The organism is Amycolatopsis sp. 195334CR (genome assembly GCF_017309385.1).
Lineage (GTDB): Bacteria > Actinomycetota > Actinomycetes > Mycobacteriales > Pseudonocardiaceae > Amycolatopsis.
In genome coordinates, this window is record NZ_JAFJMJ010000002.1 from 2,531,757 (window position 1) to 2,548,405 (window position 16,649).

Consider the following 16,649-nt stretch of genomic DNA (forward strand, 5'->3'; position numbering starts at 1 on the left):
TCGTCGCGGTTCCGCAAGCTCTCGGCGCATATCGGATGTGTCTAGTTCCCACCCGAGATCCTAATCCAGTGCGCCAGGGTGGTGCGGGTGATGAGGGTGTGAGGGTGGTCAGGGCCGAAAACCCGCTCCAGGTCGGTGAGCAGTTGCCCGGTTTCGGTGACGGCTCCCGCTGGGTCTCCGGCTTCTCCACGCCAGAAGGCGAGGTTGTTGCGGGTGATGAGGGTGTGAGGGTGGTCAGGGCCGAGAACCCGCTCCAGGTCGGTGAGCAGTTCCTCGTAGGCGGCCAATGCACCCGCCGGGTCCCCGGCTTCCCCACGCCACCGAGCAAGGTGGTTGCGGGTGGTGAGGGTGTCGGGGTGGTCAGGGCCGAAGACCCGCTCCAGGTCGGTGAGCAGTTGCTCGGTTTCGGTGACGGCTCCCGCTGGGTCCCCGGCTTCCCCACGCCACCGAGCAAGGTTGTTGCGGGTGGTGAGGGTGTGAGGGTGGTCGGGCCCCAGGACCCGGAGTCGGTCGGCGAGCAGTTCCTCGTAGGCGGCCAATGCACCCGCCGGGTCCCCAGCTTCCCCACGCCAGGATGCAAGGTTGCTGCGGGTGGCGAGGGTGTCGGAGTGATCGGATCCGAGTCGGGTGGACGCCTGGTGATGTGAACGCATTGTGACTGTGAGGGCCCAGTGCAGCAGACCGGCAGTCCGGAGGCTGTGCGCGAGGCGAGACAGCACCGGGTGTCCCTCCGGTTGCCAGAGGTGGTCCTCGGCGGTGTCCTGCAGCGTGCTGGTGTTTGACCGCAGCGCCTGGGTCAGTTCCTGATCGGCCTCGAACTCCGGCCACGCATCCAAGAGCGCATCTGCGACGGCTCGTGCGAGCTCGCCAACGGTGTCGGAGGGCAGCGCGTCACGCACGGCACGCTGGACTAAGGCGTGCACGCGGACCGCACGGTCGGGCTGAGCCGGGTCGAGGGAGAGCAGACTCAACCTGTGCAGAGCCTCCAGCCCGCCCAGCACATCGTCGGCGGTGATATCGCGCTCAAGCCGGATGGCGAGGTAGCGCGCGGTGGCGTTGGTAGTGAAGACCGCGGTCGGGATGCCAGCTGGGTCCAGCAGCGACGCCAGGTCAAGCACTGGCCGGGCGAGGCCGGCAGGGTCGAGCTGGTCGGCGGCCTCGATCGACAACGACCAGGTCGCGGCCACGGTCCGCCGGTGCTCGTCGGGCAGCTCCCGCTCTTTCGGGAACACGTCACCCAGCGTGACCCGCCGGTCAGTCAGCCGTGCACGGTAGTCTGCGCAGGTGAGCAAGGGTTTGTTGTTCAGGTAGGCGGCGGCTTGGGCCAGCGCCAGCGGCAAACACTCCAGGTCCTGGGCGAGCCCGGCGAGGTCTTCGGTGCTTGTGTAGGCGTGGCCGGGGAGTTTCTCGGTCAGGTAGGCCAGAGCTTCGGCGGGGGTGAACAGGTCAACGTCGAGGACTTGCCGTCGGTCGCCGTGCAACGCGGCGTCGCGGCAGCGGGTCGTCACCACCACCTGCCCGACCGCCGAGTGCGGCGGCCACAACCCAGCCAGATGAGCGGGGTCCTGCACGTCGTCGAGGACGATCAGCCACCGTTCGGAGGTTTCGGCCAGCCATTCCAGCAGTCGACGCCACGCCCGCTGCGGTGCGGCCGGGTCCATCCCGAGCAGCTCCACGGCGACTTCGGTGTAGCCGGCGGTGATGGCCTCACGGGTGCGGGCGGAGATCCACACCAGCAGCTTCACCTGCCGCTGGTCCCACATAGTGTGGGCGTGGTCGGCGGCCAGCTGGGTCTTGCCCACCCCACCCAGCCCAGTCAGGACCGCTGCCGGCGTCGTGGTGGCGGCACCGGTGAGCACCGCGGTTCCGCCGTCCTCGACCGAGCGGGTCAGCGCCGCCGCGACCGCGCGGTGCTGGAACGCCCCTGCCCGGGGCGGTACCGACCCGAACCGACGCCGCTGCCCCAGCGTAGGGGCGGCGTCGTCCTCGGCGGGTGGGCACGAGCCACGAGGCGCACCCTGCTCAAGGTCGCGGGTGAGACCTCCGTGCCGGTGTCGCCACTGATCGAGCAGCACGTCCTTCGGCGGCATCGTAAGCTTCTTGGCCTCACCGATCTGCACACACGCACTCACGAACGCCGCGATCCGCTCCCACGCCGGAACCCGGACGAAGTCCCCGGTCAGCAACTTCGACACGGTCTGGGACACGAGCCAGATCGGATCCTGCTCCTGCAGCGCGGACAGCGTCGGCCCACCGGCCAGCGTGCGCAACTGCTTGAGCTCATCGACGAACCGAGCCCGCGGATCCGACCCCACCCTGGTGTCCCCTCCCCGATGCCTGTCCACGATTCACCCGGCTCAAGCCCCGGGAAAACCACCTCGACCAGCGAAAAGCAGTACGGAGCACCCCGCCTTCACCCGAAACACCCGGCAGAGCAGCACCGCCGCCCATTGTGGTCACCAGCAGGCCTGCCCCGCGCACCACCTCTCGACCACGAAGGAGCACACCATGCCCCGCACCCGTCACCACCGACCTCGCCCGCTCATCCGCACCGTCCTCGGCGGAATCGTCTCCGGGATCACCCGCGCCCTGCTCGACTGGCTCATGCGCACCTTCCACCTCTAACCGGTAGACGACGCGGCGGGCCGCTCTCACGTTACGGAGACGGCCGGCCGCGTCCGTCAGTTCGCGCATCGCACGGGCGGCGGATCAGCACGCGACGACCCGGTGCTCGACATCGTCGAAGAGGACGTGGTCCTCGACGCGGAGCAGCTGGCTCACCTGGTCGCCGCCGTCACCATCGAGGTCGAGTCCATCCGAACGTCGAGGTCGGTAGCGCAGGGTCCCGGTCCACAGCAGGTGGAACACGGCCGGAAGCATGGCGATCGGGCCGTCGACCATCGCGACGCCCGCGGCGAACCGGGCCCGAGCTGGGTGAAGGCCTCGCGCCGCGGTGCGGCCAGCTCAGGCCGGTGGCAGCAGCGTCAGCCGGCTGCTCTCCGACGCCAGCCCGAGGGTTGCCTCGGCGGCTACCGCCTCCGACCCGCTGTCGCGGCCGGTGCGGGCTCGCCCATCGCTGCCCGAGGACGGCCCGATCATGCAGCCGGCGAGCGTCAGCCACGACCCAGCAGATTCGGCTGCTCGACTGCACCGCCATCACCCTCACCCCGGACCAGCAGAGCGACCTCGCCGCCGAAGCACGCGCCCACACGGTGCAGCGGCCCGCCGCCCGCCACCGTGTGATCACCCGCCTGGGCACCTCCCAGCGCCCAGCACAGCTTCCACGCCACCGCGAGGATACTGACCGGCGTGGCGCTCACCGCATCGTATGGACCGGACGACCAGGTCGTCGACCTGACGCTGCCCGACCTCGGCATCGGTCTGTCCTTCGAGAACATGGCCCACGGCGACGCCCGCTTGCGCTGCCGCTTCTGCCCCGCCGATCTACGGGCGGCGGTCACAGCGCGTGGGAACAGGTACTTCGCCCACCCGGCCGCAACCCGGTGCCCGTTCGCCGACGACAGCGCCGAGTACCTCGACCTGGCGGCCGCGCTCACCCGGAGCAGCCGCGCCGGCGGCTGGCACACCGAGCCCGAACACCGTGCCGAGAACCGGGTCGCCGACGTCCTGTCCACCGCCGCGGACGGGTGCCGGATCGCGTGGATGATCCAGCGCGACCGCCAAACTCCGGAGCAGGCCGCCGACCGTTCCGGCAGCTACCGGCGCGAGGGCGTCGAGTGCGTCTGGATCGCGGTCGGTGACGAGGACGCCGCCTGGCACCGGCCCCACGGCGCGCTCGTGACCACCCCGGTCCACCCGGGCACCGGTCGCCGCGGCTGGACCGTCATCTCCGGCTGCCGCAAACACCACGTCACCACCGTGGACGGCGCCGAGCGCGGCAGCTGGGCCGACGTCGGCCAGCCACTCGAACTCGATGCGATCGCCCGCGAGATTCTGCGCGGACGCCTTGTCCCCTATCCGCAGCACCGGTACGGAGGCCTTCCGTGGTGGTGGGTCCGGGTCGACGAACGCGCCCACGCGCACCGGAGGGGAACCGGCGTCGAGGACGTTCGTGCCGAGCGGGTTCGTTCGGCACGAACCCGGCGATAAGCGGGTGGTTCAGTCCACCGCGTCGTCGATGGCCGTCGGGACGGTCGCGTGTGCCGGCTGTGCGAAGCCTTCGGTGACGAGGGTGAAGCGGTGCAGGCGTTCGTCCTCGTGTCCTTGGTAGTTCTGGATCTTGCCGTCGTCGTGACGTCGCGGGTCGACACGGGCTTCCAGGAGCCCGAAGCTGTTGAGCAGGGTGTGTGCCTCGTAGGCATCCCGGTTGAGGCCGAACTCGTGGACCCGCGCGGCGCCTTCGATCCTGACCTGGGAGTCCAGGCCGAGTGAGGGGGCCCGGCCGAAGCTGACTCCGAGCCGGAGCGGACGAAGAACCTCTCGCCAGCTCGCCGGAGCGGAGAGACCCGGTGAGCCCCGCGCAGCAGAAGCGGCTCCCGGAGGACGGCGGGCCGGCCGTCAAGTTCGCCCAGGCCTTGCGTGACGCGCGCGATGCAGCCGGGATCGCCACGGACAGCGACCTGGCGGCCAAGGCGAACTTCAGCAAGAGCGCGATCAGCAAGGCGCTCAACGGCAGAGCGCTACCGTCCGCTGCGATCGTGAAAGCCTTGGCCAAAGCCTTTGACGACGAACCCGAACCCTGGCTGCAGCGGCTGGCAGACGCACACGCCGCCCAGAAGAACGCCCCAGCAACCACCACGAGCGCCGCGGATGAACACCTCAGCAGCAAGCAGGCTGATGGTTGTTTCTGGTGGGTTCTCGGCGTGCTCGCGGGACTGGCCGGACTGGGTGCCTTACTGACGTTCCTGGCCCCGGAGAAGACAGGGGCGTTGGAATGGGCCAGCGGCACACCAGTGTCCAACCAGGGGAAGCCACACGAGGGCTTGGGCAAGCCGGATCACCAGAGCTGGAGTTGGCAGGAAATCACCCCCAACTCCACCATCAGCACGAACTTCGCGACCGCCCCTCGATCAGCGGCAATCAAAACGCTTGGTGGGCAGTTAGCCCTCGCGCAGGGTTGCGACGCGATGATCGCGTGGACCATTCAGGCAGACGGCGTAATCGTCGCTACCGGCGTGCTCGGCTTGGCGACGGCCGATCGGCTGCATGTTCCGTTGCACGGATTGACGGAAACGATCAACATTACTGCGACACGACAGGACAACGCCACGTGCGCGACTTCCTTGACCTGGACCGACGAAATTCAGTTCCGAGCTTGATGATCGTTCGAGCGCTGACCCGGGTGTTGCTGCGGGGCGTACTCCCGGCGTGGCCGCCTGCCGGGCACGGCGCCCGGCGGCAGCCGGTCTCGACCTCAACCCCGTGCCGTCCCCACTCCCGTGCTCGCGCGGCCCATCGAACACCACGTGCTCACCATGCCCGCCCCCGTGATCGCCGACGCCCTCGGCTACCACGCCGTCACCACCACCAAAATCGCCACGAGAGCCGGAACACCTGGAAACGCTACGCCCCAGGCATCACGATAAGGCCTAAACGCACGGTACTGTCGACGTCTTGTGCAGGCGAAAGGACGCTCTCGTGCCGTTGGACTGGAATAGGATCGGCTCGACCGGCCAGCAGCTGCTCGTGCAGCCGCGGGACATCTTCGCGGCGCTGCCGAACAAGCCGTTCTCCTACCTGCGCCAGGAACAGGGCGAGGTGCTGGAGGGCTGGTTCGCCCGCAAGGACGACCGCGACGTGGTGATCAAGCAGAACACCGGCGGCGGCAAGACCGTGGTGGGCCTGCTGATCGCGCAGAGCACCCTCAACGAGGGCATAGGGAAGGCCGTATACCTCGCCCCCGACACCTACCTCGCGGCGCGGGTGCGCGAGGAGGCGGCGCGGCTGGGGTTGCCGACCGCGGAGCGGCACGACGCCCCGAGCTTCCTGGCCGGCCGCGCCATCCTGATCACCACCTTCCACAAACTCATCAACGGCCAGTCCGTCTTTGGCATCGCCGGCGGCCAGCGCACCCCGCTCGACCTCGGTGTCGTGGTCGTCGACGACGCGCACGCCGCGCTCGCCACGACCGAGGGGCAGTTCCGGCTGACAATCCCGATCGGGCACGAGGCGTTCTACCCGCTGTTCGACCTGTTCGCCGACGACTTGAAAGAGCAGAACCGCAAGGCGACCTTCGACATCACCGAAGGCGACGTCACCGCGGCGGTGCGGGTGCCGTTCTGGGCGTGGGCGAACAAGTTCGACGAGGTCTGGAAGATCCTCTACCCGTTCGGGGCCGCGCGGGACGAGGCGTTCAAGTTCGCGTGGCCGCTGATCGCCGACTGCCTGCAGCTGTGCACCGTCATGGTCAGCAGCCGCGGCATCGAGATCCAGCCGCCATGCCCGCCGATCGACAAGATCCCCTCGTTCGTCGGCGCCCGCCGACGGGTCTACCTCACCGCGACCCTGTCCGACGACAGCGTGCTGGTCACCAATCTCAAGGCCGACCCGAAGAACCTCGAGCACGTCGTCACGCCGGGCAGCGCTGCCGACCTCGGCGACCGCCTGGTGCTCGCGCCGGTCCAGCTCAACCCGAACCTCAGCGACGACGCCGTCCGGACGCTGGCCAAGCAGTTCTCCCTCGGCGACCGCGACGGCGACGGCAACCCGGAAACTCGGCCGGTCAACGTCGTGGTGCTCGTGCCCAGTAGCGCGCAGGCCAACCTGTGGCGGGGCCTGGCCGACCGGATCCACTACGTCGGCGACCTCGAAGCCGGCGTCGCCGAACTGCGCGCCCGGCACGTCGGCCTAGTCGTCCTGGTTAACAAGTACGACGGCATAGACCTGCCCGGCACCGCCTGCGAAATGCTGGTCATCGACGGCATCCCCCGGCCGATGTCGGCCGCAGACCGTCGCGAAGCCGCCGCGCTGATCGACAGCCCCACCCGACGCGCCCGCGACGCCCAGCGCATCGAACAGGGCATGGGCCGCGGCGTCCGCGACGTCGGGGATCGCTGCGCGGTGCTGCTGCTCGGCGCCGGGCTGGCCATGGCCGTGCACGACAACGCCTGGCTGGAGCTGTTCTCCCCTGCCACCCACGCGCAGCTGGAGCTCAGTCGCGACGTCGCCCTCCAGCTCTACGGCCAGGGCCTTGACGGGATCCGCAGTGCCCTGTCGGTCTGTCTGGACCGCGACCCGCAGTGGGTGCAACGCAGCCGATTCGCGTTGGCCTCGGTGCGCTACCGCAACGCCGGCGCCGTCCGGCCGGAAGCGGCTGCCGCCCGCGACGCGTTCGACCTCGCCGTAGCCGGGCAGACCTCCCAGGCCGCCGACCGGCTGCAGACCGCGATCAACGGCCTCACCGACCCCGCGCTGCGCGGCTGGGTCCGCGAGCAGAAGGCCGGCTACCTGCACTTCACCGATCCCAATCTGGCGCAGCAGCAGCTCGGCGCCGCGATCCGGGACAACCCGGGCGTGCTACGCCCCACCGTCGCCGTCAACGTCCGCCTGACCCGCCCGGCCGCCGTGCAGGCCCGCACCGCCGCGGGGTACCTGGGCGCCACCTACGCCGACAGCACCGCGCTGGTGCTCGGGGTCCGCACGGTGCTCGACGAGATCGTGTGGGACGAGGAACGTACCGACCAGGCCGAAGCCGCCTGGGAGAAGCTCGGGCTGCACCTGGGATTCGGCAGCACTCGCCCGGAGCGGCTCTACAACACCGGCCCGGACAACCTGTGGACGCTCACCCCGACCAGCAACGCGGTCATCGAGCTGAAGACCGGCGTCGAACTTACTTGCACTGGCATCGCGAAGAAGGACGCCGACCAGCTGCGCGGCGCAGTGCAGTGGAACACCGACGCCTACGGTGCCGTCGCCGCGGTGCCGGTCATGGTCCACCCGGTCGACGTGTACGACGCGAGGGCGATCGCGGTTCCGCAGATGCGGGTCATCACCCCGGCCAAGCTCGAAGAGTTCAAGACCGCTGTCGTCGCGTTCACCACCGCTCTGACACAGGGACAGAACCTCTGGGGCGAAGAGCAGGCCGTGGCGACTCAGCTGGCGTATCAGAAGCTCACTGGCGACCGGATCATCGGCACCTATTCGGTGGCCGCGCGCGGCCCTGGCCGAGGGTGAACCTGATGCTCCGGCGGCGTCTCCAGGTGCGAGTGACGTGTCGATGCGGGCGGAGGCCACCGGTGACGCCCGGCCCTATCAGGCTGGTGGCGACATGACCATCAACGACCGATGACCCCGAACCCCGAGAACGACCCCGGGCCCGTAGCTGCGGACGGCGCTGTTGGGGCCTCCGGTGGCGGGTCGCTGGTCGCGGATGCCGAGGGCCATGCCCGGGTCTACCAGTCTCTGGGCGACATGACCATCATCGCCCGGCCCGGCGCGCCTGAAGGTCCTGCGGTGGTTCCGGTGTCCGTGCAGGTGGATCAGGATGCGGTGTTCGTGGGCCGTGGCGAGCAGATCGACGAGCTTCTGTCGGCGTTCGGTGAGCATCGAGATGCTGGTGTGGTGGTGTCGGCGGGGATGGGCGGGGTGGGCAAGACCGCGCTGGTCACACGCGCCGCTGCCCGCGCGGTCGAGCAGGGGCTGGTGGCGGCCGCGGTGGTGCTCAATCTCAACGGCTATGACCCCGACCCCGTGCAGCGGGCGAAGCCCCGGGATGTGCTCGGTCCGCTGCTGCGGGTGCTGGGGCTGGCTGACGCGGACGTCCGAGCCACGGTGCCCGAGCAGCTCATGGCTTACCACGCCCTGCTCAGCGCGTGGGAGCAGCAAGGACGTCGTTTGCTGCTGGTGCTGGACAACGCCGGCGACTCCGAGCAGATTGCCCCGCTGCTGCCGCCGGCACCGCACGCAGTGGTGGTGACCACCCGCGACACCCTGACCCTGCCCGGCCGCACTCGTCACCTCGACCTCGACACCCTGCCCATGACCGACGCGATCGACCTGCTTACCCAGCTCTTGCAGCGCACCGACCCGGAAGACCCGCGCTCGGGTGAGGGTGCGGCGCTGGTGCGGCTGGCCGACCAGTGCGGTCGCCTGCCGCTGGCGCTGGAGATCGCCGCCGCCGTCCTCGCCGACGAACCGTCGATGACGGTGGCCGACCTCGCCGGCGAACTCGCCGCCACCCCGCACACCCTCGAGTCGTTGCGGCGTGCGGACCGGTCGGTGGCGGCAGTGCTGGAGTTGTCCTGGCACCGGCTCAGCGAACGTCATCCCGCGGCCGCAGAACTGCTCAGCTTGCTCCCGATCAACCCAGGCCCGGACCTGTCCACCACTACCGCCGCTGCCCTCGCTGACACCAGCGAAGCGCAGGTCAAGCCGCGGCTACGGGCTCTGCGCCACGCGCACCTGCTGCAGCTGGCCGACGGGCGGTGGCGGATGCACGACCTGGTCCGCCAGAATGCCCGCACCCACCTCACCGACCAGCACCGTGATCCCGCGGTGCGGCGGCTGCTCGAACACTACGACCGGCTTGCCGACGCCGCAGACGCTCACCTGCGCGCCCTACCCGACGACTCGGTACCGGACACCTTCCCCGGCCGCGCCGAGGCCCTGGACTGGTTCGACACCGAACGCGCCAACCTCACCAGCGCCGTCGCCGTGGCTCTTGACACCGGCCACCACGACCTCGCCATCCAGCTCGCCGCTGCCCTGAGCGTGTACCTGAGCTGGCGGCGCCACCTCGTCGACCAGGTCACTGTCAGCGAACACGCAATTACCGCAGCCCAGCACCTCAACACCCCCCGCATATTTGCCATCGCCTCGAACAACCTCGGGGTCGCGTTGCGGGAGGTGCGGCGGTTCGACGAGGCAATCACCCACCACCAACAGGCCGCCGCGATCTATCGGGAGATCGGGGACCGCCACGGCGAAGGCCAGGCGCTGAACAACCTCGGGGTCGCGTTGCGGGAGGTGCGGCGGTTCGACGAAGCGATCACCGCCCATGAACGGGATCTGGCCATCTTCCGGGAGACTGGGGACCGCCACGACGTGGCAACCGCGCTGAACAACCTCGGCCTTGCGTTGCGGGCGGTGCGGCGGTTCGACGAAGCGATCACCGCCCACGAACAGGATCTGGCCATCTGCCGAGAGACCGGCGACCGCCACCGCGAAGGCCAGGCGCTGAACAACCTCGGGTACGCGCTGCGGGAGGTGCGGCGGTTCGACGAGGCAATCACCCACCATCAACAGGCCGCCGCGATCTATCGAGAGACCGGCGACCGCCACCGCGAAGGCCTGGCGCTGAACAACCTCGGGAACGCGCTGCAGGAGGTGCGGCGGTTCGACGAGGCAATCACCCACCATCAACAGGCCGCCGCGATCTATCGAGAGACCGGCGACCGCCACCGCGAAGGCCAGGCGCTGGGCAACCTCGGGATCGCGTTGCGGGAGGTGCGGCGGTTCGACGAAGCGATCACCCACCATCAACAGGCCGCCGCGATCTTCCGAGAGACCGGCGACCGCCACGGCGAAGGCCAGGCGCTGGGCAACCTCGGGATCGCGTTGCGGGAGGTGCGGCGGTTCGACGAAGCGATCACCCACCATCAACAGGCCGCCGCGATCTTCCGAGAGACCGGCGACCGCCACGGCGAAGGCCAGGCGCTGACCAACCTCGGGAACGCGTTTGCCGAGACGGGCCAGCTGGTGGAGGCGCAGGCCGCGGGGCAGGCAGCGGTGTCGGCCTTCGAAGAGGCGGGTGACCCGGAATCCGCAGCAACGGTGACCGAATGGCTCAGCACACTGCAGTAGACGTAAGAAGTGTGAGCTCGGACAGTAGGACCAAGGGGAGGTCGCGATGACGACGCGGTGGCGTGATCGGCTGTGGGTTGTGCTCGTGATCTTGGTTGTGGGGCTGGTGGTGGCTGGTGCGGGTGTGCTGGTGGCGGTGGCCGAGTTGGAGAACGCGGACAAGATCGCCAGTGTCATCGGCGCGGCCGCCGGTGTCCTGGGCCTGGTCGTGTCCGGGGCGAGCGCGGTGCAGGCCCGACGCCTGCGCCCGGGGCCGCCGCGCGCGGCCCTGGCCGAGGGTGAACCCGATGCTCCGGCGGCTTCGCCGGGTGTGAGGGACGTGTCGATGCACGCGGAAGCCACCGACGACGCCCGGATCTATCAGGCCGGGGGCGACATGACCATCAACGACCGATGATCTCGGCCCTGGGACACGACCCCAGCGCGAACGCTTCAACCAGCAGCACTGGTGGCGGGTCGCTGGTCGCAAACGCCAGCGGCCACGCCCGGATCTATCAGGCTATGGGCGATATGACCGTCATCGCCCGGACCGGTGCACCTGCAGGGCCGGCAGTGGCGCCGGTTGCCGTACAGGTGGATGAGGACGCGGTGTTCGTCGGCCGCGACGAGCAGCTCGAGGAGTTGCTGACCGCGTTTGGCGAGCACCGGGACACCAGCGCGGTAGTGGTGTCGGCGGGGATGGGTGGGGTGGGCAAGACCGCGCTGGTCACACGCGCCGCCGCCCGCGCGGTCGAGCAGGGGCTGGTGACGACTGCGGTGGTGCTCAACCTCAACGGTTACGACCCCGACCCCGCCCAGCGGGTGAAACCTCGTGACGTGCTCGGGCCGTTGCTGCGGTTGCTGGGGTTGCCCGACGAGCAGGTCCCGGCCACTGTGCCTGAGCAGTTGGCCGCCTACCGCGCCCTGCTCGCTGCCTGGGAGCGGCAAGGGCGGCGTTTGCTGCTGGTGCTGGACAACGCCGGGGACGCCGATCAGGTCACCGCCCTGCTGCCGCCAGCACCGCACGTGGCGGTGGTGACCACCCGCGACACCCTCACCCTGCCCGGCCGCACCCGCCACCTCGACCTCGACACCCTGCCGATGACCGACGCGGTCGACCTGCTCACCCAACTCCTGCACCACAGCCACCCCAACGACCCCCGGGCGGATGACGGTGCGGCGCTGGTGCGGCTGGCCGACCAGTGCGACCGCCTGCCGCTAGCGCTGGAGATCGCCGCCGCCGTCCTCGCCGACGAACCGTCAACGTCAGCGGCCGACTTCGCCGGCGAACTCACCGCGGCCCCCCAACCCCTGGACTCGCTGCAGCGCGCGGACCGATCGGTCGCTGCGGTGCTGGAACTGTCCTGGCACCGGCTCAGCGAACGTCATCCCGAGGCCGCCGAACTGCTCAGCTTGCTCCCGATCGACCCCGGCCCTGACCTGTCGACCGGTGCCGCCGCTGCCCTCGTTGGAATCGGCGAAGCGCAGGTCAAGCCTCGCTTGCGGGTGCTGCGCCATGCTCATCTGCTGCAGCTGATCGGGGGGCGGTGGCGCATGCATGACCTGGTCCGTCAGCACGCCCGCACCCACCTCACCGACCAGCAGCGCAATCCCGCGGTGCGGCGGTTGCTCGAACACTACGACCGGCTCGCCGACGCCGCAGACGCTCACCTGCGCGCCCTACCCGACGACTCGGTACCGGACACCTTCCCCGGCCGCGCCGAGGCACTGAACTGGTTCGACACCGAACGCGCCAACCTCACCAGCGCCGTCGCCCTCGCCCTCGACACCGGCCACCACCACCTCACCACCCACCTCGCCGCCGCACTGAGCGAGTACCTGAGCTGGCGGCGCCACCTCGCCGACTGGGTCACTGTCAGCGAACACGCTCTTGCCGCAGCCCAGCACCTCAACACCTCCCGCACACTCGCCATCGCCTCGAACAACCTCGGGGCCGCGCTGCGGGAGGTGCGGCGCTTCGACGAGGCAATCACCCACCTGCAGCAGGCCGCCGCGATCTTCCGGGAGACCGCCGATCGCCACGGCGAAGGCCAGGCGCTGGGCAACCTCGGGAACGTGCTGCGGGAGGTGCGCCGGTTCGACGAGGCGATTACCCACCTGCAGCAGGCCGCCGCGATCTTCCGGGAGACCGCCGATCGCCACGGCGAAGGCCAGGCGCTGACCAGCCTCGGGAACGTGCTGCGGGAGGTGGGCCGCTTCGACGAGGCGATTACCCACCTGCAGCAGGCCGCCGCGATCTTCCGGGAGACCGCCGATCCCCACGGCGAAGGGGACGCGCTGAGCGACCTCGGGCTCGCGCTGTGGGAAGGGCGGCGCTTCGATGAAGCGACTAGCGTCCACCAGCAGGCCGCAGCACTGTTCCGGGAAACCAGGGATCCCCACAGCGAAGGCCGGGCGCTGAACAACCTCGGGATCGCGCTGCAGAAGGTGCGGCGCTTCGATGAAGCGATCACCGCGCACGAGCAGGCCGCTGCGCTGTTCCGGGAGACCGCTGATCGCCAGGACGAAGGCTCGGCGCTGAACAACCTCGGGAATGCGCTGCGGCAGGTGTGGCACATCGACTACGCGATTACCGTCCAACAGCGGGCCGCCGCGCTGTTCCGGGAAGCCGGCGAACGCCGCCATGAAGGAATCGCGTTGCGAAACCTCGGAAACGCGTTCTGCGAGGCGGGGCGGCTGGTGGAAGCGGCGGAGGCTTGGACCAAGGCGCTGCCAGCATTCGAGGAGGCAGGCGACTCACACTCCGTGGCAGCCGTGACGGAACGGCTCGGCACATTGCAGTAGAGCTTGGGGCCTTCACAGCTCCGGTCGGCGGCCGACGCGATAGCGAAAACGTGCCGGGATGGTGCAGCCCCAGCCAGGGCCGGGTCCGGGATGGCTCCGTCCCCGCTGCTTCCGTCTGTCCGAAGTGCGCTGGTGAAACGCTGGCGGTGCCGATCACGTTAGGTAAAGGTGTGAGTGCGCGCCGGAGGTCCGAGGGGAGGTCACGATGACGCGGTGGCGTGACCGGCTGTGGGTTGTGCTCGCGATCCTGGTTGGCGGGCTGGTCGTCGCGGAGGCGGGTGTGCTGGTGGCGGTGGCCGAGCTGGAGGCCGCGGACAAGATCGCCAGTGTGATCGGCGCGGCCGCCAGCGTGCTGGGCCTGGGCGTGTCCAGTGTGAGCACGGTGCAGGCCCGGCGCCTGCGCGCCGGTTCGCCACCCGCGGCGTTGCGCGAAGACGATGCTCCGGCGGGTTCGCCGGTCGCGAGGGATGTGTCGATGCGGCTGGAGGCCACGGACGACCCCAGATCTATCAGGCCGGGGGCGACATGACCATCAACGACCGATGACCCCGGAACCGGAACACGACCCCAGCGCGAATGCCTCAACCGGCAGCGCTGGCGGCGGGTCGCTGGCTGCAAACGCCAGCGGCCACGCCCGGATCTACCAGGCTATGGGCAATATGACCGTCATCGCCCGGACCGGTGCACCTGAAGGGCCGGCGGTGGCGCCGGTGGCCGTGCAGGTGGACGAAAAGGCGGTGTTCGTTGGCCGCGCCGAGCAGATCGAGGCGCTGTTGACCGCATTCGGTGATCGGGGCGCCGGCGCGGTGATGGTGTCGGCCGGGATGGGCGGGGTGGGTAAGACCGCGCTGGTCACCCGTGCCGCCGCCCGCGCAGTCGGGCAGGGGCTGGTGGCGACTGCGGTGGTGCTCAACCTCAACGGCTACGACCCCGACCCCGCTAAGCGGGTGGGCTCTCGCGACGTGGTGAGCTCGCTACTGCGGCTGCTGGGGCTGCCTGACGAACAGGTCCCGGCCACGGTGCCCGAGCAGCTCACCGCCTACCACGCCCTGCTGCACGGATGGGGACAACAAGGGCGCCGTCTGTTGCTGGTGCTGGACAACGCCGGGGACGCCGACCAGGTCGCTGCCCTATTGCCGCCCGCACCGCACGTGGCGGCGGTGACCACCCGCGACACCCTCACCCTGCCCGGCCACACCCGCCACCTCGACCTCGACACCCTGCCGATGACCGACGCGGTCGACCTGTTCACCCAACTCCTGCACCACAACAACCCCACCGACCCCCGGGCGGATGACGGTGCGGGACTGGTGCGGCTGGCCGACTGGTGTGGCTACCTGCCCCTGGCGCTGGAGATCACGGCCGCAGTCCTCGCCGACGAGCCATCGATGACGGCGGCCGAGCTCGCCGACGAACTCGCGCAAGCTCCCCAGTTGCTGGAATCGCTGCGGCATGCGGATCGGTCGGTGGCCGCGGTGCTGGAGTTGTCCTGGCATCGGCTCGTCGAGCACGACCCTCAGGCCGCCGAACTGCTCAGCCTGCTCCCGATCAATCCGGGCCCCGACCTATCCACCGCTACCGCCGCCGCCCTCGCCGACGTCTCCGAAGCACAGGTCAAGCCGCGGCTGCGGGCACTGCGCCACGCGCACCTGCTCCAGCACGCCGGTGGGCGGTGGCGGATGCACGACCTGGTCCGCCAGCACGCCCGCACCCACCTCCCCGACCAGCACCGTCTCCCGGCGACACGGCGGTTGTTAGAACACTATGACAGCGTGGCCAAAGCTGCGGATGTTCACCTGCGCGCTCTACCAGGCACGGAGGTGCTGGACACCTTCTCCAGCCGTGCCGAGGCGCTGAACTGGTTCGATTGCGAACGCGCCAACCTCACCAGTGCTGTCGCCCTGGCTCTCGGTGCTGGCCACCACGACCTCGTCAGTCACCTCGCTGCCAAACTGGGCGCATACCTGAACTTGCGGCGTCATGTCGCCGATTGGGTCGCCGTCAGCGAACACGCCCTCAACGCCGCGCAGCACATCAACACTTCCCGGGCGCTCGCCGACGCTTGGATCGGGCTTGGGATTGCGTTGCAGGTGGGTCGGCGGTTCGAGGAAGCGATTGCCGTCCTCGAGCAGGCCGCCGCCATCTTCCAGGACTTGGGTAACTGGCGCGGCAAGGGCGCCGCGCTGAACAACCTCGGGCTCGCGCTGCAGGAGGTAGGTCGGTTCGACGAGGCGATCGCTGCCCAAAACCAAGGTCTGGCGATCTGCCGGGAACGTGGGAACCGGGGCGGCGAAGGCGCCGCGCTGAACAACCTCGGGTCTGCGTTGCGAGCGGTGGGTCGGTTCGACGAGGCGATTGCCGCACACGAGCAGGCCGCCGCCATCTTCCGGGAACTTGGGAACCGGGGCAGCGAAGGCGCCGCGCTGAACAACCTCGGGCTCGCGCTGCGGAAGGTGGGTCGGTTCGACGAGGCGATTGCCGCACACGAGCAGGCCGCCGCCATCTACCGAGGATGGGAGGACCACTACAGCGAGGGAACCGCGCTGAACAACCTCGGGCTCGCGCTGCGGAAGGTGGGTCGGTTCGACGAGGCGATCACCGCCCATCGGCAGGATCTGGCCATCTGCCGGGAACTGAAGGACCTTCACGGCGAGGGAACCGCGCTGGACAACCTCGGGCTCGCGCTGCGGAAGGTGGGTCGGTTCGACGAGGCGATCACCGCCCATCAGCAGGCCGCCGCAGTCTTCCAGGAGACCGGGGACCGCCACAGCGAAGGCTGGGCGCTGACGAACCTCGGGAACGCGTTTTTCGAGACGGGCCAGCTGGTGGAGGCGAAGGCCGCGGGGCAGGCAGCGGTGTCGGCATTCGAAAAGGCAGGTGATCCGGACTCCGCGGCAACGGTGACCGAATGGCTCGCCACACTGCAGTAGACGTCGGATGCCTCCAGCGTTCTGGTCAGCGGCGAAGCGATGGCTGGCCTGGTCAACGGTTCCGGTCCTGGTGCCGGTTGGCTCGTGCCGGATACCACCGCTGTAGCCCGGACAACCCTGGGTTGGTCGGGAGGTGGGCGGATCGACGAACGTCACCTCAAACCTGGCGAGAGC

The 16,649-nt window shown here is 69.6% G+C and carries 11 protein-coding genes; 9 read left to right on the top strand and 2 right to left on the bottom strand.

The annotated features are described in order from the left end of the window. Positions 1 to 41: 41 nt before the first annotated feature. The gene (locus JYK18_RS34590) at positions 42 to 2,315 is read right to left on the bottom strand and encodes a tetratricopeptide repeat protein (protein ID WP_206807595.1); all 2,274 of its coding nucleotides are present in this window, start codon (positions 2,313 to 2,315) and stop codon (positions 42 to 44) included. Between the two features lie 394 nt (positions 2,316 to 2,709). Then, entirely contained in the window at positions 2,710 to 2,868 is a 159-nt protein-coding gene (locus JYK18_RS34595; RefSeq protein WP_206807596.1) for a hypothetical protein, read from the bottom strand. Positions 2,869 to 3,309: 441 nt separating this feature from the next. Between JYK18_RS34595 and JYK18_RS34600 the strand changes: the two genes are divergently transcribed. From JYK18_RS34600 to JYK18_RS34640, 9 genes are all read left to right on the top strand, one after another. Then, positions 3,310 to 4,110, top strand: coding sequence for a hypothetical protein (locus JYK18_RS34600; protein WP_206807597.1), 801 nt, complete (start codon positions 3,310 to 3,312; stop codon positions 4,108 to 4,110). Between the two features lie 90 nt (positions 4,111 to 4,200). Continuing rightward, the gene (locus tag JYK18_RS34605) at positions 4,201 to 4,392 is read left to right on the top strand and encodes a hypothetical protein (RefSeq protein ID WP_206807598.1); all 192 of its coding nucleotides are present in this window, start codon (positions 4,201 to 4,203) and stop codon (positions 4,390 to 4,392) included. Positions 4,393 to 4,469: 77 nt separating this feature from the next. Next, positions 4,470 to 5,279 (top strand): helix-turn-helix transcriptional regulator, encoded by an 810-nt coding sequence (locus tag JYK18_RS34610; protein WP_206807599.1) that lies wholly within the window; start codon positions 4,470 to 4,472, stop codon positions 5,277 to 5,279. Between the two features lie 319 nt (positions 5,280 to 5,598). Continuing rightward, positions 5,599 to 8,133, top strand: a complete 2,535-nt coding sequence (locus tag JYK18_RS34615) for a DEAD/DEAH box helicase (protein WP_206807600.1) — start codon at positions 5,599 to 5,601, stop codon at positions 8,131 to 8,133. Between the two features lie 111 nt (positions 8,134 to 8,244). Further along, the gene (locus JYK18_RS34620) at positions 8,245 to 10,761 is read left to right on the top strand and encodes a tetratricopeptide repeat protein (RefSeq protein ID WP_206807601.1); all 2,517 of its coding nucleotides are present in this window, start codon (positions 8,245 to 8,247) and stop codon (positions 10,759 to 10,761) included. A 46-nt stretch (positions 10,762 to 10,807) separates the two neighbouring features. Then, positions 10,808 to 11,158 carry a hypothetical protein gene (locus tag JYK18_RS34625; RefSeq protein ID WP_206807602.1) on the top strand — a complete coding sequence of 117 codons (351 nt, stop codon included), beginning with the start codon at positions 10,808 to 10,810 and terminating at the stop codon, positions 11,156 to 11,158. Then, positions 11,155 to 13,545, top strand: coding sequence for a tetratricopeptide repeat protein (locus JYK18_RS34630; protein WP_206807603.1), 2,391 nt, complete (start codon positions 11,155 to 11,157; stop codon positions 13,543 to 13,545). The genes JYK18_RS34625 and JYK18_RS34630 overlap by 4 nt, the downstream gene beginning before the upstream one ends. Positions 13,546 to 13,750: 205 nt before the next feature. Further along, positions 13,751 to 14,074: a hypothetical protein gene (locus JYK18_RS34635; protein ID WP_206807604.1), complete on the top strand. Its 324-nt coding sequence runs from the start codon at positions 13,751 to 13,753 to the stop codon at positions 14,072 to 14,074. A 13-nt stretch (positions 14,075 to 14,087) separates the two neighbouring features. Next, on the top strand, positions 14,088 to 16,475 hold the full coding sequence (locus JYK18_RS34640) for a tetratricopeptide repeat protein (RefSeq protein ID WP_206807605.1): 2,388 nt from the start codon (positions 14,088 to 14,090) through the stop codon (positions 16,473 to 16,475). Positions 16,476 to 16,649 lie beyond the last annotated feature (174 nt).